Raw genomic sequence first — 22,715 nt, 5'->3', positions numbered from 1 at the left:
GAGCGACTTTCGCACGCGACGTTGACACCGCGGTTTCGTGGCCTCTATGCTCGGCAACAGATTGTTACCGGTAACAGAACCGGCCGGCGACGATCGTGACACCCCTGTCGCACGCCCGAGCAATGCAGCCCGAGAGATCCCCGAAGGACAGCAAAGATGCACCGTTCTCGCACGCCTTTAGCGCGCCCATTTTCCCGAAATAGGGCTCTGAGATTCACCGCGGGGGCGGCAATCGCCACCCTCGCCCTGTCGGGCATCGTGCCCGCCGCCGCAGTCGCAGCGGACGATGGCCTCGTCGCGCATTACGCGCTCGATGAGACCGAAGGCACCGTCGCGCACGACAGCTCGGGCGCCGGAAAAGACGGCACGATCGTCGGTAGCCCGGCGCTGGCCGCGGGTGAAGGCATTCGCCTCGATGGCGTCGATGACTACGTGAAACTGCCGAACAACCTGCTCGAAGGCCTCGACTCGATCACGATCAGCATGGACGTGCTGATCGCGAGCGACCAGGCAACCCCGTACTTCATTTATGGGCTCGGTACCCCGGCCACGAGCGACTCGGGCGACGGCTACCTGTTCGCCACCGGAAACAACTACCGCACCACGATTTCTCCCAATAACTGGCGCGGTGAAAAGAACACCACCAATTCGACAGCTCTCGCACGCGGCGTGTGGAAGAGCATCGCCTACACGCTCGACAGCGCAACGCAGACGGGCACCCTGTACCTCGACGGCGTGCAGGTTGGCCAGACAACAGGCATCGAGACGACACCCGCAAGCCTCGGCGGTGGTGTGACGACCTCGAACAACATCGGCAAGTCGAACTACGCCGCCGACAAACTGCTCAAGGGCAACGTGCGCGACTTCCGCATTTACGACTCGGCACTCGCCGCCGCCGATGTCTCGGCACTCGCGCTGACACCTGCTGAACGCGTTGCCGGTGATCTCAGCCTCATCGACCTCGGCGACCTGTCGAACGTTACGAGCAACCTGACGCTTCCGACGTCGAGCCGCTACGGCTCCACGGTCACCTGGAGCTCAAGCAACGACGTCGTCGTGAGTAACACCGGCCGCGTCGCACGCCCGAGCCGCGGTGACGGTGATGCCACCGTCACGCTGACGGCGACCGCAAAATCGGGGGATGTCACCGACACCCGCACATTCGAGGTGACGGTGCCTGAAAATCGGGACGCCACCGAAGGGGAGCGCCAAGCCGATCTCGACGCGCTCGCGATTGCGAACGCTGACGATATCCGTGGCAACATCACCCTCGTTGACACCGGAGCTGTCAATGGCACGGAAATCACGTGGACGGCAAACCCCGAGAACATCATCTCCACCAGCGCCAACGGCGACATCGCCGCCGGTGTGGTCACGCGCGGCGGGAGCGACCAGGCTGTCGCGCTCACCGCTCACAGCGGCACACTCTCGCGCACGTTCGACGTGACGGTACGTGCAGCGCAGGGTGCCGACGAAAACGCCGCGTACCTCTTCACCTACTTCAACGGTGAGGGTGGGCCGGCCGGCGAATCAGTACGACTCGCTGTCAGCGAAGGAACCGACGCTCTCGACTGGCATGACCTCAAGGACGGCGCCGCAGTACTGTCGTCTGATAAAGGCACCGGAGGAGTACGCGACCCGTTCATCATCCGCTCGGCTGAGGGCGACCGCTTCTACCTGCTCGCCACGGACCTCAACACCGAGAGCGTCAACTTCGCGCAAGCGCAGACGAACGGCAGCCGTTACCTCGAAATCTGGGAATCCACCGACCTCGTGAACTGGTCTGATCAGCGTCACGTCGAGGTATCGAGCGAATTCGCCGGGAACACCTGGGCCCCTGAAGCGTTCTACGACGAATCACGCGGCGAATACCTCGTTTACTGGGCCTCTAACCTGTACGAATCAGCCAGCGTCGACGGCCGCAACAACACCGATTCGTATAACCGCATCATGTACGCAACGACGCGTGACTTCGTCTCGTTCAGCGAGCCCCAGGTTTGGATCGACTCCGAGCGTCGCGAAGGCGGCTACGGCATGATCGACTCGTCGGTCATCAAGAGTGGCGACACCTACTTCCGCTTCACGAAGGAAGAAGGGCCGATGAACGTGCTGCTACAGAAGTCGAACGACCTGCGCGCCACGATCATCCACGACGGCATCGGGACGGCATTCAGCACGACCGATGATGTGAACCAGTGGAGCCTCGTTACCGAGAATATTGGTGTCGGACAGTCGTACGCCAACCCCACCGGTGCGATCTCGACCTACACGAACGGTGAAGGCCCCACAGTCTTCCCCTCGATCGACAACCCCGACCAGTGGTACCTCTTTATCGACCAGCCGAGCTACCACGGTGGTCAGGGTTACGCAGCGATGACCTCCGCCGACCAGGGGAAAACCTGGACTGTAATGGACTCCTCGGGGCTCCCCGACTCGCCGCGTCACGGCACAGTGATGCCTATCACGCGTGCCGAATACGACCGGCTCGCTACCGCCTACCAGCCCGAGTTGCTCGTCACAGCTGTTGAAAACAGCACGGTCGAAGTTCCCGTCGGTGGCCCCGCAGCCGTATCGCTTCCCGAAACCGTGACAGCAACATTCGGAAACGACGGCGGCCGCACCGAAGAGGTCGAGGTCTCATGGGAAACCCCCGACTTCTCGGCCCTTGGCGCTGTCGGCGACATCGTCACGGTGCAGGGCTGGATGGACAACGGCTCAGCTACCCCCGCCACGGTGACCTTCGTTGCAGCGGCTGACCCCGCGGCATCCGACTTCAGCATCGACACCGCACGCGCCGGCATTCGCCCGGGCGAGACCGAGCAGGTGGCGTTCACAGTCGCCGGCTCCGGTGCGATCCCGGCGGTCGAATGGACGACCTCAGACGACACCGTCGCGACAGTCTCAAACTCGGGGCTCGTCACGGCAGTCGCCGAGGGCGACGTGACGATCACCGCCACGGCAGGCCTCGCACGCGAGACCACCACGCTTCGCGTCGCAGCGACTCCCGCTGACCTGCAGCTCTGGTACGACTTCGACAGCGTGCCCGAAACCGGTAACGGCGCAACAGTGGCCGATCTTTCGGGTAACGGCCGCGACGGCACCATCAACGGTGCGGGAGCAGCGACAGTGACCGGATCGAACGGTGACGGACGCGCACTCGACCTGCCCGGTGGCACCTCAACGTCAGGTGCGGCATGGGTGGGGCTGCCGACCGGTATCATCGACGCCGATCAGGAAGACATCACGTACTCGGCCTGGTTGAAGCCCGACAACGCACGAAACTGCGAGTGGAACATCTCACTCGGCGAATCGCGTTCGCGAAACTCCTACCTGTTCGACAGCGGACTCTGCGGCGGTGACTCTCGAGCCGGCGTGAAAGCCGGAGCGACCGAGACACTCGCGCGCTCAGCGAAACTGGCCACGGGTAACTGGACGCACCTGGCCATCGTGCTCGACGGCGGATCGAAGATTACCGCGTACGTCAACGGCACCGCGGTATCTTCGGCCAACACCGCTGTCGTGGCTTCGGCGCTCGCCGCAGTCGCCTCGCCCAACGGCGGTGCAATCGGCCGTTCACCTTACAACGGCGACCCGTTCTACGGCGGTGCAGTCGACGATGTGCGCGTCTACGGCTCAGCGCTGACGGCAACTCAGGTCGCATCGGTCATGGAGGGCGTACTCGACCCGACAGCTGCCGACGCCGACACCGAGTGGGTCACCCGAACTGCTGCGGCAGTGAAGGGATTGCCCTTCGCAGGTGAGAACAGCGACGTCACCGGCAACATCCTGCTGCCCGAGACGCTCGCCGAAATTCAGGGTCTCGATGCCGAAGACGGCGCCGAGACCGTGAAGATCGAATGGTCGTCATCTGACACAGCTGCCATCTCGGAAACCGACATGCCCTCGGGGACGTCGACGGGTGGCGAACCCGATGTGATCGCCAAGGGACGCGTCACGCGGGCCTCGGCCGATAAGAACGTGACTCTCACCGCCACCATCACGCGTGGCGGCGCCACCGAGGTGGTCGAGATTCCCGTCACGGTAAAGGCCAAGCTCGCCGACCAGGAATACGAGGGCTACGCCTTCGCGTACTTCACCGGCAACACCCTCGCGGGTGAGAAGATCTACATGGCTGCCAGTGACGGAAACGACGCTCTCTCTTGGAGCGAACTCAACGACGGGCAGCCCGTACTCGAGTCCGAATACGGCACCAAGGGCCTCCGTGACCCGTTCGTCATCCGTTCTCCTGAGGGCGACAAGTTCTACCTGATCGCCACCGACCTCTCGATCGGTGGGGGAACGTCATGGGATGCCTCGCAGCGAAGTGGCTCGCGCTACCTCGAGGTGTGGGAATCCACCGACCTCATCAACTGGTCTGAGCAGCGTCACGTACGTGTCTCGCCCGATGAGGCCGGAAACACGTGGGCGCCGGAGGCCTACTACGATGAATCCATCGGTGAGTACGTCGTGTTCTGGGCATCGAAGCTGTATGACTCAGCCGACACGAACCACACCGGAAGCACCTACAACCGGATGATGTACGCCACGACTCGTGACTTCGTGACGTTCAGCGAACCGCAGATCTGGCAGGACGGTACGAGCCGCATCGACTCGACAGTGCTCGAAGTCGACGATGTCTACTACCGCTTCACGAAGGACGAGGGCGCCGGAACCACCGGTTGCAGCGACATCATCCAGGAGTCGTCAGAAAGCCTGCGAGCACCGCTCAACGAATGGACGATGACCGACTCTTGCATTGGTCGCGATGCCGGAACTCAGGCAGTTGAAGGTCCCTCGATCTTCAAGGCCAACGAGGGCGACGTAAACGGCGACGGTTACTACCTCTTCGTCGACGAGTACGGCGGACGCGGCTACATTCCGCTGCACTCCGACGACATCGCCAACCCGGACTGGAAGGTTCCTGCAAGCTTCGATCTACCCGCAAGCCCCCGCCACGGCACGGTAGTCCCGGTCACCGCCGCGGAGCTTGAGGCACTGTCGGAGCTCAAGGCTCAGGGCCCCGATCCCGTCGAGTCGAACGAAGACGGCGAGATTCTGCGCTATGACTTCACCGACGGTGAGGGCACGACGCTTCACGACAGTTCGGGCAACGGATACGACGCCACGATCGCTGGTGGAACCTGGACGGCTGACGACTCGCTCAGCCTGAACGGTACGTCGGGTCAGTACGTCGATCTGCCCGACAACATCCTCAGCGGCGTCGAAGACGTCACCGTGGAGACCGAAGTCTGGATCGACCCGACGCAGTCCGGCAACTACTTCATCTACAACGTGGGTAACACCGACTCCGGCGGCGTCGGAAACGGCTACTTCTTCGCAACGGGAGACAGCACATACCGATCGAGTATCGCGTCGGGTAACTGGTCCACTGAGCAAACCGTCAACTCAGGCACAAAACTCGAGCGCGGCCGGTGGGCACACCTGACGTACACGCTCGAAGGCACCACCGCACGTCTATACCTCGACGGCATCCAGGTCGCGGAAAAGACCGGGGTCACTCTCGACCCGGGCGACATCGGTGGCGGCGCGACCACGGCGAACTACCTCGGTCGCTCGGCGTACAACGCCGACAACCGCTTGAAGGGTCAGTTGCGAGAGTTCGCGATCTACGATCGGGCGCTCAGCGCAGGCGAGGTGCTGGCGCAGTCGGGTAACGCCTCGGCGCTCGTCGACATCACGCTCGAAGATGCCGATGCCCTCAAGGTCGCACCGATCATCGACAGCACGGCCCACACGGTCGTCTTCCCCGTGAAGCCGGGAACCGACGTGACGGCACTGACCCCGGTGTTCGCATCGGGCGATGGCGCAACGGTTGCTCCGGCATCCGGTACGACTGTCGACCTCTCTTCTCCCGTGACGTACACGCTCACGGCAGAAGGTGGCGAAGTAACCGAGTGGACGATGTCGGCACTGGTCATGGCAAGCCCCGTCTTGCCTGGCTACTACGCCGACCCGAACATCGCGGTCTTCGGTGGCACGTACTACATCTACGCAACAACCGACGGTTACTCCGGCTGGGGCGGAAAGGACTTCTATGTGTGGAGTTCGACCGACCTCGTCGAGTGGACACGCTCCGCAGCGCCGATCCTGACGCTCGACAGCGAAGACGGCAACGTGCCGTGGGCCAGCGGCAACGCGTGGGCGCCGACGATCACTGAAAAAGATGGAAAGTACTACTTCTACTTCAGCGGTCACAACGACGACTACGGCCGGAAGACGATCGGTGTTGCCATCGCCGATAGCCCCGATGGTCCGTTCACGGCGCAGCCAGAGGCGATGGTTCTCAACAACGAGACGGTCACGTCGGGTCAAGCAATTGATCCTGCTGCCTTCCTCGACCCGGTATCGGGCGACTACTACCTCTTCTGGGGCAACGGTTCGCCCGTGTACGCCAAGCTCAGCGACGACATGACGTCGCTCGAGCCCGGCACGATCTCACGGATCAACGGTCTGACCGACTTCCGTGAGGGTGCTTTCGTCAACTACCGAGATGGTCTGTACCACTTGACCTACTCGATCGATGACACCGGTTCGGAGAACTACCGAGTGGGCTACGCGACAGCGACAAGCATCGACGGCCCCTGGACCTATCGCGGAGTGATCTTGCAGAAAGACCTCTCGCTCGGCATCAAGGGCACCGGTCACAGCTCGATCATCAACGTGCCGGGAACCGACGACTGGTACATCGCGTACCACCGCTTCGGAATGCCCGGTGGCGATGGCACCCACCGTGAGACGACGATCGACAAGCTGACGATCGGCGAAGACGGACTCTTCCAGACGGTGACCCCGACGCTCACGAGCGTTGCGGCACAGACAGTGGAAGACACCAATCCGCTCACGGTTGCCATCACTGGTGACACCAAGGTCGGCGAGACGCTCAGCATCGACATCAACGAGGAATGGACGGCAGCCGGCATCCAGTGGACCCGCAACGGATCCGCCGTAGCGGGCGCAACAGCTGCCACCTACGAACTCACTGACGCCGATGTCGACGCCACGATCGGTGTGCAGGTGACGGGTGCGAAGGCACTCTGGCCCGGTATGACCGTCGAAGCCGAGGTCGGACCGATCGTCGGCAGCGGCACAGTCACTCCGGAGCCGACGACAGAGCCGACGGATCCAACCGACGCGGGAGCTGACTGGGCTGATGTGTCGCTGTCTGGTGGCGGTTCTGTCGAACAGGGCGGAACGCTGCGGGTCTCGGTGACGGGTCTTGCTCCTGGCCAGCAGATTGGCGCAACTCTTCGGAGTGAGCCGATCGTGGTCACGGGTATTCCGGCAGCGGATGCCTCGGGCTCGGTGTACTTCGAGGTACCGATTCCGTCGGACTTCGCCCTCGGCGCGCACCGTTTGATCATCACGTCGCCCGGTTATGACGACCTGGTCATCGGGGTGTCGGTCGTGGCCCCGGGCGTGCTGGCAGTCACCGGTGCGCAGGTGCCGCTCGGCATTCTGTTGGCAGCCATCATGCTGCTCGTGATCGGCGGAATGATCGCCGTGACCCGCAGGCGTCGTATGGTCTAGCCCGCACGCTCATCTGGTGTGGCCTCCGGGGTTGTCTACCGGAGGCCACACCGCATTTGCGGGTCATAGTTCAGGTGCTGCAGCGTATGCTGATCGAATCCGGGCTCACCGGCGAGTGGAGATCGAGTGGCGGGAATCGCGGGGTCAGACAAACCCAATATCCGGCAAGTGGCAGATATTGCGGGCGTCTCTCACATGACCGTGTCGCGCGTGCTCAACAACTACCCGAACATTCGGGAGTCGACCCGCACTCGCGTTCTCGAGGTGATCGAAGAACTCAACTATCGCCCCAACAGCGCTGCGCGAGCTCTCGCGTCGCAGCGCTCGCGTCGTATCGGCGTAATCGTCGACAGCTCAAGCGAAAACGGGCCAGCCTCGACACTCCGCTCGGTAGAACTCGCCGCGCGCCAGGCAGGCTATTCGGTGAGCTCCATCGCTCTCGGTAGCGATGTGATGAGTCCACAAGAAGCGTTGGAACACCTCACAGCACTCGGTATCGATGCCCTTTGCGTGATTGCGCCACGCTCGTCGTCGGTCTCAACGCTTCGGACACTGGCAATCGGTGTGCCCGTGCTCGTCATCAAAGCCGATCGTGACCCCACTTTTCTCACCGTCGCGGTCGACCAGCAGCAGGGCACTCGGCTCGCCGTCGACCATCTCGCCTCGCTCGGTCATCGTGATGTGCTGCACGTGGCGGGGCCCCTCGACTGGCTCGACGCGCGTGCGCGCGAGCGCGCCTTCCACTCACGAGCACGCTCATGGGGAATCCACGAGCGTGCCATCGTCATCGGCGACTGGACAGCCGACTTCGGTTACGACTTCGCCCGCACTCTCACGACGCTCCCTGATTACACCGCCATGTTCGTCGCCAACGACGAGATGGCGTTCGGGGTGATTCACGGGCTGCACGAGAACGGCTTCTCGGTTCCGCGCGACATCAGCATCGTTGGGTTCGATGACCTCGCCGTCTCACGTCACTTCTTACCGCCGTTGACGACCGTGCGCCAAGACTTCGCAGCTCTCGGGGAGCGCGTGGTCGAAGCACTCCGAGCCGCTGTCGAGGGAAACGAAGTGCCCCAGCGCACCGCGATTCCCGCCGAGCTTCTCGTGCGGCAGTCCACCGGGCCGCCGCGCACCACGTAGTTACGCGCGAGAGGCGACAAGTCGTGTCGTCGCGCCAGCGCCTGGCGTATGCTCAGGTCGCACGAGAACCCCGTCACCCTGTCACCCCACCGGATTCAATGAGGACATCCATGCACACGCGACCTCTCGTCGAGATGGAGAGCATTCGGGTCGAGTACCCCGGGGGCGTCGCCGTCGACGGTGTGGACCTGCGCCTCTTTCCCGGCGAAGTGCACGCTCTCATGGGCGAAAACGGTGCGGGCAAGTCGACGATTGTGAAAGCGCTCACGGGAGCCGTACGGATGCAGTCCGGCACCATCCGCATCGACGGTGAAGAGTTGAAGACCGGTTCGACCGCCGACAGTCTCGCCGCGGGAATCGTGCCGGTTTATCAAGATCGCTTTCTCTCGCCGACGCTCAGCATCGCTGAGAACGTGATGCTCGGTAGCGAAGTCAAAGGTCATTTCGGAATCAACTGGCGCGCAACCCGGACGCGTGCCGTCGAAGCCCTGGGGGAGTTGGGGCTTGACCTTGACCCCTACGCGCTGCCGTCATCGCTGCCACCGGCGACGCAGCAGCTCGTCTCGATTGCGCGCGCCATGGTGGGGCGACCGCGTGTCGTGGCACTCGACGAGCCGACATCGAGCCTTGACGCGCAAGAAGTGTCGCTGCTGTTCTCGGTCATCGAACGGCTACGAGCGCGCGGTGTCGCGATCCTGTTCATCTCACACTTTCTCGAGCAGGTGTATGCGATCAGCGACCGCATGACGGTGCTGCGTGACGGTCGTCGAGAGGGTGAATACCTCACCCGCTCGATCGATCGTGCCGACCTGATCTCGAAGATGATCGGTTCTGACATCACTTCGCTGCAGGCTCTCGGTTCGCAGCGACAAGAGCACCGCCACGAGCCCACCGGCAAAGCGGTGTTGCGTGCCGAAGACCTCGGTAAACGCGGCGCTCTCGGCTCGACAAACCTCGAGCTGTTTTCGGGTGAGATCGTCGGGCTCGCCGGTCTTCGCGGCTCGGGCAGGTCGGAACTCGCCGACCTGATCAGCGGGGTCGAGCGTCCAGACGCGGGAAAGATCTGGATCGACGAGCGGCTGGCGCACCTTACTGACCCGCGGGCGGGCCTCACTCATCGCATTGCGCGATCGGGTGAGCACCTGAGCGACGATGGACTTATCGGTGAGATGACCGTCGCCGAGAACATCACCCTCGCGCTCCAAGCAATGCGAGGGTGGACGCATCCGCTCTCGTCGCGAGAAGCAGCAGAGCTCGTCGACTCGTATATAGAGGCGTTTCGGATCAAAACCCCGTCGGCGCGCACTCCCGTGCGGGAACTCTCCGGTGGAACGCAGCAGAAGGTGCTGTTGGCAAGGTGGATGGCGACACGGCCACGCGTGCTCGTGCTCGATGAGCCCACCAGCGGAATCGATATCTCGGCGAAGACCGATATTCAGCAGCGGATCGCGGCTCTCGCAACCAGCGGCGTCTCGATCGTCTTCATCTCTTCGGAACTCGCAGAGATCGTGCGTCTCAGCGACCGCATCGTGGTGTTGAAAGACCGCGAGAAGATCGGCGAAGTGGCGAACGGGCCCGGCCTCACCGTCGACACGATCGTCGAGATGATCGCCGCGGATGAGTGAACTTGTGCCGCGTGTGCTGCTGTAAAAAGCCTGTGACCGAAATGAGATAGAAGAATCTTGTTACCGGTAACAGTTACCGCTAACATTATGAACGTCAGCACAAAGAGTGTGTCGTCGTTCGCATAGCGGCCCTGTCCGCGCGAGCGATCTCAAGGAGGAGATTTCATGGCTATCAAGAAGAAAATGCTCGGCATTTTGGGGTTCGTCGGCGCTGGAGCGCTCGCCCTCAGCCTGGCAGGTTGCTCGTCTAACGGCGACGACGCAGGCGGAGACGCCGGCAGCGGCGACCTGACCACAGTCGGCTTCGTCGCAGTGGGCCCCGAGGGTGCATGGCGTCAGGCAAACGAGACGAACATCCAAGACACGTTTACCGAGTCGGCTGGGTTCGACCTCAAGTACGCGCCCGCAACCAACCTCGACCAGAAGTCGCAGATCGACGCGTTCACATCGTTCGTCGATGAGGGTGTCGACGTCATCCTGCTCTCGGCAACCGAAGGTTCCGGCTGGGAAGACTCGCTCTCACGTGCTCAGGAAGCCGAGATTCCGGTCATCCTGATCGACCGCGGCATCGAGCCCGACGACACGAGCCTCTACGTCACCCGCATCGCGCCCGACAACTTCGAGGTTTCGAAAGAGTCGGCCGAATGGGCTGTTTCCGAATTCCCCGACGGTGCGAACTACGTGACCCTCGAAGGCCCCGCTGGTGTCTCGGTTGTCAACGAGCGCAACGAGGGCTGGGACTCCGTCATGGACAGCGAATCGCAGTTCGTTCAGGTTGACGCTCAGACGGCAAACTGGTCCGCCGAAGAGGGCAAGAGCGTCATGGAGACGATGCTGAAGGCCAACAACAACGACATCCAGCTCGTGTTCGCACAGAACGACGAAATGGGTCTCGGCGCCGCGCAGGCTGTTGAAGAAGCTGGTCTGGTTCCCGGAGAAGACGTCAAGATCATCACGATCGACGGCACGAAGGCAGCCATGGAAGCTCTCGCCGATGGTCAGCTGAGCTACGTGCACGAGTACAACCCGCTCTTCGGACCGACTGCACTCGACGTTGTGCAGAAGGTACTCGATGGCGACACCGTTGACTCGTACATCATCGTTCCGAGCGAGGCGTTCGACTCCGCTGAGGCGGCTCAGGCAGTTCTCGCGGACCGTCAGTACTGATTCCTCAGGTAACAAGCGGCCTCGTTAAGCAACGACCTCTTAACCACCGATAACGGCGCGGTGCGGAGCTACTCACCCGAGTACTCCGCACCGCGTCGCGGCCGCACCGTGTGCGATAGCTGCTTGGAAAGAAAACAGGAACACCACATGACTGGAACACTGCCGATCGTCGAGATGCACCACATCTCGATTGAATTTCCCGGCGTAAAGGCGCTCGACGACGTCGACTTCCGCCTCTTTCCCGGCGAGGTGCACGCCCTCATGGGCGAGAACGGTGCGGGAAAATCCACCCTCATCAAGGCCTTGACCGGTGTCTACAAAATCTCGTCGGGTTCGATTGTCGTCGCGGGACAGACGCGTGAGCTCCACGGCACCGCTGACGCGCAAGCGGCGGGCGTATCGACCGTGTACCAAGAGGTCAACCTGTGTGCGAATCTCTCCATCGGTGAGAACGTCATGCTCGGCCACGAAGTGCGCGGCGTGTTCGGGGTGAACTGGCGTGCCACTCACCAGGCAGCGCGCTCGGCGCTCGCACGTCTCGGCCTCGACTATCTCGACACGCATCAGTCGCTGTCGACGCTGTCGATCGCCATGCAGCAGCTCGTCGCCATCAGCCGCGCAATGGCCATCAAAGCCAAGGTGCTCATTCTCGATGAGCCCACCTCAAGCCTCGACGCCAAAGAAGTCGAGGGATTGTTCACAGTCATCCGCTCGCTTCGCGACGAAGGCGTCGCCATTCTCTTCGTCTCCCACTTTCTCGATCAGATCTACGCCATCAGCGACCGCTTGACGGTGCTCCGCAACGGCCAGTACGTCGGCGAATATATGACACGTGAACTCGACCGCGGCGAGCTCATCTCGAAGATGATCGGTAAAGACCTCGAGTCACTCGCAGCCCTCGGTGGCAATCGTCAGGTCGGCGAACGCGACCGCGAGACGGCACCGCTCGTGCGCGCCGAAGGATTCGGCAAGCGCGGCAGCATGGGTGCCACCGACCTCGACATTCACCGTGGTGAAATCGTCGGCTTCGCAGGGCTCCTGGGTGCCGGACGCACCGAGCTTGCCCGCATCCTTTACGGGGCAGACAAAGCCGACTCCGGAACGCTCACCATCAAGGGCGAAAAGATCACGCTGTCGTCTCCCGTCGACGGGCTCGACCACCGCATCGCGTACTCCACCGAGAACCGTCGTGACGAAGGAATCGTTGCCGACCTCACGGTGCGCGAAAACCTCGTGCTGGCCGTGCAAGCCAAGCGCGGATGGGCGCGACCGATGTCGCGCCGCGAAAAAGACGAAATCGTCGACACCTACATCAAGGCCCTCAACGTGCGCCCGGCAGACCCGTCGCGCTTGATCAGCGAGCTCTCGGGCGGAAACCAGCAGAAAGTACTGCTCGGCCGGTGGCTCGCCACCGAACCGGAGCTACTGATTCTCGACGAGCCCACCCGCGGAATCGACGTTGGAGCGAAAGCCGAAATCCAAGAGGCCGTGGCAAAGCTCGCCGAAGGCGGCGTCTCGGTCATCTTCATCTCTTCGGAGCTAGAAGAGGTCGTGCGGCTGAGCGAAAAGATCGTGGTCTTGAAGGACCACCAGAAGATTGGTGAGATCATCAACGAGCCGGGAGTAACAGCTCAAAAGATTGTCGATGTGATCGCCGCGCACGGAGTGGGCGAGGCGAAGGCCGAAGAACGCGAGATCGAAGCGGAAACGTACGCCGCAGCAAGCGGTGAGGAGCACCAATGAGCGGGCAGACCAGTGGCGCAGCATCGGTGCTGCGCGACATCATCCGAAAGCCCTACTTCTGGGGCATCATCGCGATCGTGGCATTGCTGCTACTGAACGTCTTGAAAGACCCGAGCTACCTCGCCATCAGCGTGAGCCCATCGACGGGATACCTCGTGGGCAACCTGATCGACATCATGCGGTACTCGGCGCCGATCCTCATGATCGCCATCGGCATGTCCCTCGTGATCGCAACAGGGGGAATCGACCTCTCCGTCGGCTCGATCATGGCGGTCTCCGGTGCTGTCTCGATGCAGCTACTGAGTAACGTGGATGCCTCCACTTCGGTCGCCGCAGCGCTCGGTGCCGTGGGGCTCGCCATTCTCATCAGCGCCGTACTCGGAGCTGTGAACGGTGCGTTGGTCGCCTACATCGGCTTGCAACCGTTCATCAGCACACTGATCATGATGCTCGCCGGCCGTGGCATCGCCAAAGTGATCACCTCGGGGCAGAACACCGCGGCATCCAATGAACCGTTCCGTTGGATCGCGAACGGATTCATCTTCGGTCTGCCGGTCGTTTTCTTGCTCGCGATCATCATCGTGATCATCGTGAGCCTCGTCGTTCGGCGAAGCGCTCTCGGCCTCATGATCGAAGCGATCGGAATCAACCCCAAGGCGAGCCGCATGGCGGGAATCAAGCCGCGCGGGCTCCTGATGACGGTCTACATCGCCAGCGCGTCTCTTGCCGGAGTCGCCGGAATCTTCTCGGTGGGAACCGTCATGACGGTCGACATCTCGCGCACCGGATACCAAATGGAACTCGACGCTATCCTCGCCGTCGTCATCGGCGGGGCCTCTCTCGCCGGCGGTAAATTCTCACTCGGAGGTGCCGTCGTCGGAGCCTTGCTGATCGCAACCCTCGACAAGACGGTGCTGTTCCTCGGCATCTCGTCGTCGGCGACACCCGCTTTCAAAGCGATCGTGATCGTGGCCCTCTGCCTCTTGCAGTCTCGCCGAGTGCGCGCCTGGTTCATGACACGAAGAAAGCCGCCGCTTTCTTCGCCGCCTCCGCAACAGAAGACCCCCGCGCCCGTGCAGGAGGTATCGGCATGACTACGATCGACGCACCCACGAACAAGACCGACACGCCACGCGGCGTGACGTCGGGAATCTGGCAGCGCATCGTGCGCGTCGTCACGACAAACCCGGCAGCTCTGCCGACGATGGCAGCTGTGGTGATCTTCGCCTCGATGGTGATCTTCGGCGAAGTGGCCTACGGTCGCATCGTGCAGTACAGCACCCTGTCGAACCTGTTGGTCAACAATGCACACCTCATCATCATGGCCGTCGGCATGACGTTCGTGATTCTGACCGGTGGCATCGATCTTTCAGTCGGCGCCGTCATCGCCTTCTCGAGCGTCGCCGGCGTCATGCTCTCGAACGCCGGGTGGAACCCGCTCGTCGTCATCGCCATGATGATCGTCTCAGGCACCGTCTTCGGCTTAATCGCGGGCGTGCTGATCCAATACTTCAACGTGCAACCGTTCATCGCGACGCTCGCCATGATGTTCTTGGCACGGGGCCTTGCCTCAGTACTGAGCACGACACCCGAGCGCCTTGGCGACGACTCGCCGATTCGAGCTCTTGGCACACAGTTCAAGATCATCGATGGGCCGAAGGTGAACGACCTCGTCATCACCCCCGGCGTGATCATCGCCATCGTGGTCGTGCTGATCGCGTTCTTCGTTCTACACCGCACGCGCACGGGCCGCACGGTCTACGCGATCGGTGGATCGGAATCGTCTGCGAGCCTCATGGGGCTCTCGGTGTTCCGCACGAAGCTGCTCGTCTACGTGATCTCGGGAACACTCTCGGGTGTTGCCGCTGTCGTTTACACCTCACGCCTCGGTATCGCGCAGAACATCACCGGCGTCGGCTGGGAGCTTGACGCGATCGCCGCCACCGTCATCGGCGGCACACTCCTCACGGGTGGTGCGGGTTACGTACTCGGGTCGGTTATCGGCGCACTGGTGCTCGGCCTCATGAACGTACTCATCACGAGAGATGGCAGCATCGCACCGGAGATGACGACGATTATTACCGGCGGCATCCTGCTGGTCTTCGTCTTGCTGCAGCGCGCAGTGAGCCGAAGGCGAACCTAGCGAGCGGTCGTTCGGTCGGAGAATCGCGTTCCGTCGGAGGGTTTAGAGCCCAGGCATCCGACGGAACGCGATTCTCCGTTTTTGTGGTCGATGGCGGTTTACCTCACCGCAGCAGGAATCTGCCACGATGAGCCCCAATATTCTCGGAGTTCGTGGGGAGACGGCAGGAATGTTCGTTGCAGCTTTGGTGTCGAAGAACCCACGGATGTTGGCGACCGCCGCCTCGGCAGTGCTCGCGGGGATCTGCCTCGCGCTTTTTTCGGCACCACCTGTGACGGAGGCGGCCGAATGTAGCTCGGCACCAACTGACGCCGTCGTCGACGAGCTCGGCATCGACGCGCTCCATGACATTGGTCTTGACGGATTGGGCATTGCGATCGGGGTGATTTCGACCTCGTTCGACAATGCCGCCTCACCCGTCGCGACGGATGCCGCAGCGGACGTGGCGAGTGGTGCACTGCCGGGTGCGAAAAATCCCTGTGGGTGGACCGAGCCCGTGGGGGTCTTGCACGATGACGTTCCCGCAGATGACGAAGGGCGCGCGATGCTGCAGATCGTGCACTCGATCGCGCCCGCGGCATCCCTCGTTTTCACGACCGGCGGCTCCCCGACCTCGGCGGTCACCGGCGATCAAGTGCTTGCCGATGCGATCGACGACATGATCGCGGCGGGCGTCGACATCATCATCGATGACATGCTCCTAGATCTCGACACCGCCTACACTGCTGGGCTCTCAGCTCAGGCGGCCGAACGCGCCGCAGCCACCGGTATCGCGTATGTCGTCGCGGCAGGCAACTACAACTACGTCGGAGAAGAAAACGTCGATGGTGCGCCGCAACCAAGCGCGGGTGCACTCATCGGAAGCTGGCAGACGTCGTCGTACCAAGCGACCACCTGCCCCGCGGCTGTCGCGGCGTCGTACGCGCCACGTGCAGTGGAATGCCTCGATTTCGACCCGGGAATTGGCGAGGACCCCACGCTTCGATACACGCTGTGGGTCGATCCCACATCCGAACCCGACACCACCGTCACCTTGCAGTGGTCCGACCCTCCCTACGCCGTCGAATCCGAACTGATCGCTTTCACGCTCGACGACAGCGGGGCCATTCACGATGAGACATACTTCGGCTTTCCGTCGGTAGCCGGGCTACCAATGTCTGTCGGCGAAATGTTCTTCGACGTTCCGGACAGCACAGCGACTACGCGTGATCTCGTCATCGCTCGCACGGGGCCTGCGCTCACAGAACCCCTCGCGGTGCGCTTCGCCTTCATGAGTGACGACATGCCACGCCCCGTCGTTGCCGCCGAATATTACCTGTCCGAAGGTGATGTGACCTCGGGCAGCAGCCTCATCGGTCGAGCCGCGAACAGCAGCTCGATCGCCGTTGCTGCCCAGCCGATGAGCGACCCCGAGTACACACTCTGCGACAACTGGATCGTGGAGTGCTTCAGCACGACAGGGCCTTCGGTGCGGTACTTCGAGCCGTACCCCGCGGTCGGAGTCGTGCCTGATCGGCTTTCAGAACCGCAGCGGAAAACCGGGCCGAATATTACCGGGCTCGACGGAATCCCAACGACGTTCTTCGGGGATGAAGTCGGTGACTCGTGGCTGTACTACGGAACGTCTGCGGCGACACCTGTCATCGGTGCCGTTTTGGCGCTCGGGATGCAGGCGGCACCGGATGTCGCTATTGATCGCTTGGTAGGTGCTCTCACAAGCACCGCCGAGCCGCTGAGCTCGCCATGGGTCGGGCCCACCGACGCCGAAGTAGTCGGTGCGGGGCTCGTGCAGCCCGCCGCTTTCATCGAGAGTCTCGTGCCGACACCCGCACCGAGCTCCACCCCGACAGCGAGCTCTTCGGTCATGCTCGCTGAAAGTGGCAGCGCTCCCATACCGGGGTGGGTCGGAGGCGGAGCGCTGATCGTGATGTTGGCGGGCGTATGGCTGTTGTTCGGCCGCCCTCGCCGGGCATAGCCGGGCGATCGTTCGGTCGGAGAATCGCGTTCCGTCGGAGGGTTTGGAGCCCAGGCATCCGACTGAATGCGATTTTCCGTTTTTGTGGTGTGTGGCATAGCGGGCACACAGGGTGGGGGAGGAACATGCGAAGTGGAATATCGCGCGGCGATACGCCGTTGTGTTCCTGGTACCTCACAAAGGAAGAAGGAAAAATATGCGTGCTGTGATCCATCACGAATTCGGAGAACCGTCGGACGTTTTGACGGTGGAAGATGTAGCAACCCCCGAGCCCTCAGTCGGCGAGGTGCGCGTGCGCACACTGATGTCTCCGGTTCACAACCACGACCTGTGGACGATCCGCGGCACATATGGCTTCAAGCCCGAACTTCCTGCCCGCGCCGGAACCGAAGCAGTCGGCGTGATCGACGCGCTCGGTGAGGGCGTCGATCACCTCACCGTCGGTCAGCGCGTTGCCACCGGCGGCACATTCGGCGTGTGGGCCGAGTACTTCATCGCCAAGGCTGCGGGCCTGATCCCCGTCGACGATGCAGCGCCCGACGAGGTTGCCTCGCAGCTCGTCTCGATGCCCTTCTCAGCGCTTGCGCTGCTCGACTGGCTCGACCTGAGCGAAGGTGACTGGATCATCCAAACCGCCGCGAACGGTGCTGTCGGCCGTCTGCTCGCACAGCTCGCGCCCACCCGTGGCGTCAAGGTCGTCGGCCTCGTGCGTCGCGATGCCGGTGTTGCTGAACTTGCCGCGCAGGGCATCGATGGTGTCGTCTCGACCGAGAGCGAAGGCTGGGAAGACCGCGTCGCAGAGATCACCGGTGGCGCCAAGATCGTCGTAGGTATCGACTCGGTCGGCGGCGACGCCAGCAACGACGTCGTCTCGCAGCTCGGCGAAGACGGCACCCTCATTGTGTTCGGTGCGATGGGCGCGCCCACGATGACGATCAGCTCAGGCTCGATCATCTTCAAAAACATCACCGTGAAGGGCTTCTGGGGGAGCCGCGTCATGGGCTCACTCGACCCGAAGCGCCGGGGCGAGCTCTTCACCGAACTTCTTACGCGCGTAGGAGACGGCACCATCTCGTTGCCGACCGAGGCTGTGTACTCGTTGGACCAGGTGCGTGACGCTGCTGCTGCAAACTTTGTCGCCGGTCGTGCGGGCAAGGTCATGCTCAAGCCGTAGCTTCGGCCCTCAGCGCCCGCTCCTTCTTCGGAAGGGGCGGGCGTTTTTGCATGGGCGCAGTGTTGTGCCCGCGGCATTCGGGCGGAGAATCACGTTCAGTCGGAGGGAATTGGGGCGGGGCATCCGACTGAATGCGATTCTCCGACGTTGCGTGCAGGTGGGGCCTCGTGCGGGTGGGACCGCCTTGGGGTGCGTGCGGCTTTGGCTACGTGAAGCGGCGCAGGCGCAGGCTGTTCGTGACCACGAACACCGACGAGAGCGCCATGGCCGCTCCCGCGATCAGTGGGTTGAGGAGGCCGAGCATCGCCAACGGGATTGCCGCCGCGTTGTAGGCGAACGCCCAAAACAGATTGCCTTTGATCGTGCCGAGAGTGCGGCGAGACAGACGGATGCCGTCAGCCACAACCCGCAGATCGCCCGAGACGATCGTGATGTCGCTTGCGGCGATGGCCGCGTCTGTTCCCCCGCCCATCGCAAGCCCGAGGTCTGCGGCAGCGAGCGCAGCGGCATCGTTCACACCGTCACCGACCATTGCCACCGTGCGGCCATCGGCCTGTAGTGCGCGGACGGTATCGAGCTTTCCCGCGGGCGTGACGCCCGCTCGCACATCGTCGATGCCCACTGCGGCGGCTACGTGCGCTGCGGCGCCGGGGTTGTCGCCCGTTGAGAGCACGGGGGTGAGCCCGAGGGCCTTCAGCCGTGCCACGGCGTCAGCACTCGTGGGCTTCACCGTGTCGGCGACGGCAATGAGCCCGAGGAAAGCGCCGTCGCGACCGACGGCGATGACCGTGGCTCCCTGTGGCTCGTAAACGGCGGCGGCCGCGGCATCCGTCTCGATCGCCCACTGCTCATGCAGCCACGAGGCACGGCCAGCAACGACGAGGCTGCCATCGACAATGGCCTGCACACCGAAACCCGGGTGTGAAAGAAAGTCGCCGCTGGTCGCGAGGTCGGTATTCGCTGCGGCAACGATCGCGCGAGCAACCGGATGCTCCGACCCGGCCTCGACGGCGGCAGCAATACGCAGCAGTTCATCACGGGCCATACCCGCTGCGGGAAGCACCTCGGTGACGCTCATGGTGCCGGTCGTGATGGTGCCAGTCTTGTCGAGCACGATCGTATCAACGGTGCGCGTCTGCTCGAGCACTTGCGGTCCGCGGATCAAAATCCCGAGTTGCGAACCGCGGCCCGTGCCGACGAGGAGAGCGGTCGGGGTGGCGAGCCCGAGCGCGCACGGGCACGCAATGATGAGGGTCGCGACGGCAGCGGTGAAGGCCTGATCGAGTTCGCCACCGATCAGCAGCCAGCCGACAAAAGTGGCGACTGCGAGGCTGATAACGACCGGCACGAAGATCGCAGATACGCGATCGGCGAGGCGCTGCACCTGGGCTTTTCCGGTCTGTGCTTCGGAGAGAAGACGCCCCATTCGTGCGAGCTCTGTGTCGGAGCCGACGCGGGTGATGTTGATCGTGAGGCGACCGCTCACATTGAGGGTCGCCCCAACGACGCGAGAGCCCTCTGTGACCTCGACCGGGGTAGATTCGCCGGTCAGCATGCTGGCGTCAACCGCGGATGCTCCCTCAACGACTAAGCCGTCGGACGGGATCTTTTCGCCCGGACGCACCACAACGGTGTCGCCGACAGCGAGTTGCGCGACCGGAACGGGGCGTTCGACGCCGTCAACGATCACGTTGGCGGTCTTGGCTCCGAGGTGAAGCAGCGACTGCAGGGCCTCGGCCGACGACTTCTTGGCCCGCGCCTCAACGTAGCGACCGGCGAGAAGAAAGACCGTCACGAGCGCTGCGACTTCAAGGTAGATCTCTTCGGTGCCGTGCGAATTGCCGAACAGCGAAAAGCTCATCGTCATGCCGGGCTCGCCCGCCGAGCCGAAGAACAGCGCATAGAGCGACCACGTGAACGCCGCGATCACCCCGAGGCTCACGAGGGTGTCCATCGTGACGCCGCCGTGCCGCGCATTGACCGCCGCAGCGCGATGGAACGGCCACGCGCCCCACACGGCGACGGGGGCCGCCAGAGTCAGCGCCAACCACTGCCAGTTAGTGAACTGCCACGCCGGCACCATCGACAGCACAGCGACGGGCAGGGCAAGGGCCGCGCTGATGAGAAGCCGTCGGCCGAGGGCCGCGGTCTCGGTTTCGCGCGGCACCTCTTGTGCCGTCTCTTCGGCAGCTGGTGGCGCGGGGACTTGGGCCGCGTAACCGGCGGCCTCGACCGCGGCGATGAGGGCTGCGGCATCCGCTGATTCTGTTTTGACCTGGGCCTTTTCGGTGGCGTAATTGACGCTCGCTGTGACCCCCGGCACCCTGTTGAGCTTGCGCTCGATGCGCGTGGCACATGATGCGCACGTCATACCGGTGATGTCGAGTTCGACCTCGGTGGTGCTCACGACGTCACGCCTTCGCGATGACGTAGCCCGCTTCGGTGACGGCCTGATCAATGGTGGCGTCGTCGAGCTCGGATGCCGCGCTGATCGTGACGTGCGATGTGCCGCCCGGGTTCAAGTCGACCGCGACAGCCGTGACGCCGTCGATTTCGCTGAGCTCTTCGGTGACGCTCGAGACGCAGTGGCCGCACGTCATTCCCTGCACGGGAACGGTGATGGTGCTCATGATGTCTTCCTCCGTGAGTTTGTGCGAGCTAGGAACGGACGAGGCGTGCGATCGCTTCGTTCGCCTCGCGGATCTTCTCTTCGGCGACGGGGCCGCCCTGAGCGCTCGCCTCGGCGACGCAATGGCTGAGGTGGTCGCCGAGCAGCGACAGTGCAACTGCCTCAAGAGCCTTCGTCGCCGCAGACACCTGAGTCAGGATGTCCATGCAATAAGTGTCTTCTTCGACCATGCGGGCGATGCCGCGCACCTGGCCCTCGGCGCGCTTGAGGCGTGCCATGAGCTGATCTTTATTGTTCGCGTACCCGTTCATGAGCTATAGCCTACCCCCCTAGGGTATTAATTAGCGTAAGAATGCAAAAAAGGGATCCTCGAGCCTGAGCCCGAGAATCCCTTTTCGAGTGATACTGGCTTACTTGAAGGCATCCTTCACGTTTTCGCCAGCCTTCTTGAGGTCAGCTTTGGCCTGGTCGCCCTTGCCTTCGGCCTCAAGCTCTTCGTTGTTGGTCGCCTTACCGGTGGCCTCTTTGGCCTTGCCCGAGACGTCTTCTGCGGCGTTCTTGATCTTGTCGTCGAGTCCCATGAGGATTCCCTTCACTCGTCTGGGCTTCCTGATCGGAAGTTTTTTCAGACTATGACTGAGGCTCTTCGGCGGGCAGGGGGTCGCGTTTTCAGCGCGACAGGCGTATAAAGAGCTACTTCTTGCCCGCGGCGATCCTCGTGAGGCGGATGACCTGTGCAAGCGCGGGATCGAGCTGCGCGGCCGAGAGCTCATAGGTATCGATCGAGCGGCGGTACGGGTCGACCACGTCATCGTCGGTCGGGTCCGCCGGGGGAGCCACGAGGCCGCGACGCCCGGCGAGGTGCTGCAACACGGCGGCGAACCTCTCGTGCGGATCGGAGCCGGCAGCATCCGCGGCGGCGATGAGCGAGGCATCCGTTGCGCGTTCGGCGAGGCGCTCGAACTCGCGCGCGGTGAAAGCGGAGCGGATGCGGGACGGCGACAGCTCCACAACAGCGCGGCGGTGCTCGCGCGCCATAGCCAGCACCAGGTCGGGGGACTTGAGGTGCGACTCGTTGAGCCATCGCGCGCGGTGCTGCGCGATATCGGACGCAGGCACGCCACGCTTCGCGGCGAGCTCGGCAGCTTCGTCGGGCATACCTTCGCCGACCATGGCGCGAACCCCCGCGCTGGAAACTGTGGCAATGCCATCGAGCTGCTGGCGGAGCAGAAGCTCGGCAAGGGGGGACCGGCAAATATTGCCGGTGCAAACGGTGAGGATTTCGAGCACCGAGGCGCCTTCCCATGTGGATCGGTCGCGGAAGCAAGTGGGGTGCCCGCTGAGGGGCACGAGGGCGAGCCTACCGGGTCGGCGTGGGTGTGGCGGTGGTGCGGTGCTGCGGTTTGCCGCGGTGCGGTGTATCCCGGGGCTGTGCACTAACTCAGGCAATCCGTCGCGGGTGGCTGGCGGGACGCGGGCGTTCTGTGGAGACAGCTGTAGTGCGTAAGAATTCTGCCTGAGTTAGTGCAGGTGTGTGAGTGGGCCGGCGGGGGCACAGCCGCGCGGTG

General features: G+C 63.0%; 14 protein-coding genes. 9 read left to right on the top strand and 5 right to left on the bottom strand.

The genetic code is table 11. The features are described 5' to 3' along the window. The first annotated feature begins 156 nt into the window (after positions 1–156). From G6N83_RS13840 to G6N83_RS03890, 9 genes are all read left to right on the top strand, one after another. Positions 157–7,548 (top strand): family 43 glycosylhydrolase, encoded by a 7,392-nt coding sequence (locus tag G6N83_RS13840; RefSeq protein WP_241246275.1) that lies wholly within the window; start codon positions 157–159, stop codon positions 7,546–7,548. A gap of 168 nt (positions 7,549–7,716) precedes the next feature. After that, positions 7,717–8,691, top strand: a complete 975-nt coding sequence (locus G6N83_RS03925; RefSeq protein ID WP_241246274.1) for a LacI family DNA-binding transcriptional regulator — start codon at positions 7,717–7,719, stop codon at positions 8,689–8,691. Positions 8,692–8,801: 110 nt separating this feature from the next. Further along, positions 8,802–10,316 (top strand): sugar ABC transporter ATP-binding protein, encoded by a 1,515-nt coding sequence (locus G6N83_RS03920; RefSeq protein ID WP_183408419.1) that lies wholly within the window; start codon positions 8,802–8,804, stop codon positions 10,314–10,316. Positions 10,317–10,481: 165 nt separating this feature from the next. Next, a complete protein-coding gene (locus tag G6N83_RS03915; RefSeq protein WP_165139480.1) occupies positions 10,482–11,483 on the top strand; it encodes an ABC transporter substrate-binding protein in 1,002 nt (333 codons plus the stop codon). A gap of 147 nt (positions 11,484–11,630) precedes the next feature. Beyond that, positions 11,631–13,226 (top strand): sugar ABC transporter ATP-binding protein, encoded by a 1,596-nt coding sequence (locus G6N83_RS03910; protein WP_165139478.1) that lies wholly within the window; start codon positions 11,631–11,633, stop codon positions 13,224–13,226. After that, positions 13,223–14,320 carry an ABC transporter permease gene (locus G6N83_RS03905; protein WP_165139476.1) on the top strand — a complete coding sequence of 366 codons (1,098 nt, stop codon included), beginning with the start codon at positions 13,223–13,225 and terminating at the stop codon, positions 14,318–14,320. The genes G6N83_RS03910 and G6N83_RS03905 overlap by 4 nt, the downstream gene beginning before the upstream one ends. Continuing rightward, entirely contained in the window at positions 14,317–15,369 is a 1,053-nt protein-coding gene (locus G6N83_RS03900) for an ABC transporter permease subunit (protein WP_165139474.1), read from the top strand. Before G6N83_RS03905 ends, G6N83_RS03900 begins: the two co-directional genes overlap by 4 nt. 127 nt (positions 15,370–15,496) lie before the next feature. After that, positions 15,497–17,344 carry a S8/S53 family peptidase gene (locus G6N83_RS03895; RefSeq protein WP_165139472.1) on the top strand — a complete coding sequence of 616 codons (1,848 nt, stop codon included), beginning with the start codon at positions 15,497–15,499 and terminating at the stop codon, positions 17,342–17,344. Between the two features lie 196 nt (positions 17,345–17,540). After that, positions 17,541–18,518 (top strand): zinc-binding dehydrogenase, encoded by a 978-nt coding sequence (locus G6N83_RS03890; protein ID WP_165139470.1) that lies wholly within the window; start codon positions 17,541–17,543, stop codon positions 18,516–18,518. 205 nt (positions 18,519–18,723) lie between these two features. Here G6N83_RS03890 and G6N83_RS03885 read toward each other — a convergent pair whose 3' ends face one another. From G6N83_RS03885 to G6N83_RS03865, 5 genes are all read right to left on the bottom strand, one after another. Beyond that, positions 18,724–20,925 (bottom strand): heavy metal translocating P-type ATPase, encoded by a 2,202-nt coding sequence (locus tag G6N83_RS03885; protein ID WP_165139468.1) that lies wholly within the window; start codon positions 20,923–20,925, stop codon positions 18,724–18,726. A gap of 4 nt (positions 20,926–20,929) precedes the next feature. After that, a complete protein-coding gene (locus G6N83_RS03880; RefSeq protein WP_165139466.1) occupies positions 20,930–21,148 on the bottom strand; it encodes a heavy-metal-associated domain-containing protein in 219 nt (72 codons plus the stop codon). 28 nt (positions 21,149–21,176) lie between these two features. After that, positions 21,177–21,458, bottom strand: a complete 282-nt coding sequence (locus G6N83_RS03875; protein WP_165139464.1) for a metal-sensitive transcriptional regulator — start codon at positions 21,456–21,458, stop codon at positions 21,177–21,179. Between the two features lie 99 nt (positions 21,459–21,557). Further along, positions 21,558–21,728, bottom strand: coding sequence for a CsbD family protein (locus tag G6N83_RS03870; protein ID WP_165139462.1), 171 nt, complete (start codon positions 21,726–21,728; stop codon positions 21,558–21,560). Positions 21,729–21,840: 112 nt separating this feature from the next. Next, positions 21,841–22,437 (bottom strand): arsenate reductase/protein-tyrosine-phosphatase family protein, encoded by a 597-nt coding sequence (locus G6N83_RS03865; protein WP_165139460.1) that lies wholly within the window; start codon positions 22,435–22,437, stop codon positions 21,841–21,843. Positions 22,438–22,715 lie beyond the last annotated feature (278 nt).

Origin of the sequence: Microbacterium endophyticum (assembly GCF_011047135.1) — a bacterium.
Taxonomy (GTDB): domain Bacteria; phylum Actinomycetota; class Actinomycetes; order Actinomycetales; family Microbacteriaceae; genus Microbacterium; species Microbacterium endophyticum.
Note: the sequence above shows the minus strand (reverse complement) of the source record. Positions and strands in the feature narration are given on the sequence as shown.

Coding starts and splice junctions, on each gene's coding strand:
- G6N83_RS13840 (WP_241246275.1), top strand. CDS start 157: ATGCACCGTTCTCGCACGCCTTTAGCGCGCCCATTTTCCCGAAATAGG.
- G6N83_RS03920 (WP_183408419.1), top strand. CDS start 8,802: ATGCACACGCGACCTCTCGTCGAGATGGAGAGCATTCGGGTCGAGTAC.
- G6N83_RS03915 (WP_165139480.1), top strand. CDS start 10,482: ATGGCTATCAAGAAGAAAATGCTCGGCATTTTGGGGTTCGTCGGCGCT.
- G6N83_RS03910 (WP_165139478.1), top strand. CDS start 11,631: ATGACTGGAACACTGCCGATCGTCGAGATGCACCACATCTCGATTGAA.
- G6N83_RS03905 (WP_165139476.1), top strand. CDS start 13,223: ATGAGCGGGCAGACCAGTGGCGCAGCATCGGTGCTGCGCGACATCATC.
- G6N83_RS03900 (WP_165139474.1), top strand. CDS start 14,317: ATGACTACGATCGACGCACCCACGAACAAGACCGACACGCCACGCGGC.
- G6N83_RS03895 (WP_165139472.1), top strand. CDS start 15,497: ATGAGCCCCAATATTCTCGGAGTTCGTGGGGAGACGGCAGGAATGTTC.
- G6N83_RS03890 (WP_165139470.1), top strand. CDS start 17,541: ATGCGTGCTGTGATCCATCACGAATTCGGAGAACCGTCGGACGTTTTG.
- G6N83_RS03880 (WP_165139466.1), bottom strand. CDS start 21,148: ATGAGCACCATCACCGTTCCCGTGCAGGGAATGACGTGCGGCCACTGC.
- G6N83_RS03875 (WP_165139464.1), bottom strand. CDS start 21,458: ATGAACGGGTACGCGAACAATAAAGATCAGCTCATGGCACGCCTCAAG.
- G6N83_RS03870 (WP_165139462.1), bottom strand. CDS start 21,728: ATGGGACTCGACGACAAGATCAAGAACGCCGCAGAAGACGTCTCGGGC.